This is a genomic window from Williamsia soli, assembly GCF_017377795.1.
Taxonomy (GTDB): domain Bacteria; phylum Actinomycetota; class Actinomycetes; order Mycobacteriales; family Mycobacteriaceae; genus Williamsia; species Williamsia soli.
Map to the genome: position 1 here is coordinate 1 of NZ_JAFRDR010000024.1, position 971 is coordinate 971.

General features: G+C 64.8%; 1 protein-coding gene. It reads left to right on the plus strand.

The window, feature by feature from the left end; all coding sequences use genetic code 11:
- Positions 1 to 971, plus strand: a 971-nt coding sequence (gene rfbB, locus J3S28_RS28150; RefSeq protein WP_207844623.1) for a dTDP-glucose 4,6-dehydratase, incomplete at its 3' end; no start/stop codon positions are given.

Genomic DNA, 971 nt, shown 5'->3' on the forward strand with positions numbered 1-971 from the left:
ATGCGGGTATTGATCACCGGTGGAGCGGGCTTCATCGGCGCGAACTTTGTGCACCGAACACTCGCCACCCGGCCGGACGTGCAGGTCCGCGTCCTCGACGCGATGACCTACGCCGCCAACGCCGCATCCCTGGCCCCGGTCGCCGACCAGATCGAACTCATCGAAGGTGACATAGCCGACACCACCCTCGTCGACCGACTCGTCGCCGACACCGACCTCGTCGTCCACTTCGCCGCCGAATCCCACAACGACAACTCCCTCGCCGACCCCTCGGCATTCGTCCACACCAACCTCGTCGGCACCTTCTCCCTCCTCGAAGCCGTCCGCGCCCACAACGTCCGCTACCACCACATCAGCACCGACGAGGTCTACGGCGACCTCGCCCTCGACGACCCCGCCCGCTTCACCGAAGCCACCGCCTACAACCCCTCAAGCCCCTACTCGGCCACCAAAGCCGGCAGCGACCTCCTCGTACGCGCCTGGGTCCGCTCCTTCGGCATCGAGGCCACCATCTCCAACTGCTCCAACAACTACGGCCCCTACCAACACATCGAAAAATTCATCCCCCGCCAGATCACCAACGTCCTGGCCGGCATCCGCCCCAAGCTCTACGGCCACGGCACCAACGTCCGCGACTGGATCCACGTCCACGACCACAACGACGCCGTCTGGACCATCATCGACAAAGGCACCATCGGCGAGACCTACCTCATCGGCGCCGACGGCGAAGTCGACAACCGCACCGTCATCGAAACCATCCTCGAACTCACCGGCAACCCCACCGACGCCTTCGACTTCGTCACCGACCGCCCCGGCCACGACCTGCGCTACGCCATCAACTCACACCGCCTCCGCACCGAACTCGGCTGGCAACCCCAATACACCGACTTCCGCAGCGGCCTCACCGACACCATCGCCTGGTACCGCAACAACCCCGACTGGTGGCAACCACTCAAAACCCAGGTCGAAAA